This is a genomic window from Flammeovirga agarivorans (genome assembly GCF_012641475.1).
In the GTDB taxonomy this organism is placed as follows: Bacteria; Bacteroidota; Bacteroidia; order Cytophagales; family Flammeovirgaceae; genus Flammeovirga; species Flammeovirga agarivorans.
In genome coordinates this window covers 1-524 of the sequence record NZ_JABAIL010000133.1, presented here as the reverse complement: position 1 = coordinate 524, position 524 = coordinate 1, and the positions used below count along the sequence as shown (strand labels likewise).

1 protein-coding gene is annotated in these 524 nt (G+C 64.3%); it reads left to right on the top strand.

The features are described 5' to 3' along the window. Window positions 1-8: 8 nt before the first annotated feature. The coding region (gene rsmD / locus HGP29_RS28615; RefSeq protein ID WP_168885857.1) for a 16S rRNA (guanine(966)-N(2))-methyltransferase at window positions 9-524 on the top strand (516 nt) is incomplete at its 3' end.

Sequence of the window (524 nt, the reverse complement as noted above, 5' to 3'; positions counted from 1 at the left end):
GCAGAGAGATGAAAAAACCAAACCACGCGGGCAGCGGTCAGATCCGCATCATCGGCGGGCAATGGCGCGGCCGTAAATTACCGGTGCCGGAGAGCCCGGGCCTGCGGCCGACCACCGACCGGGTTCGCGAAACCCTTTTTAACTGGCTGGCGCCGTCCATTGTTGACGCGCACTGCCTCGATTGCTTTGCCGGCAGCGGCGCGCTGGGGCTGGAAGCGCTGTCCCGCTATGCGGCCAGCACCACGCTGCTGGAGATGGAGCGCGGCGTAGCCCAGCAGCTGCAAAAAAATCTCGCCACCCTGAAAGCGGATCGCGGCAAGGTGATCACCACCAACACCCTCAGCTTCCTGAGCCAGCCGGGGACCCCGCACCAGATCGTGTTCGTCGACCCGCCGTTCCGTCAGGGGCTGCTGGAGGAGACGCTACGTCTGCTGGAGACACAAGGCTGGCTGGCCGATGAGGCCCTGGTGTACGTCGAAAGCGAAGTCGAAAACGGCTTACCGCCGGTGCCGGCTAACTGGCAA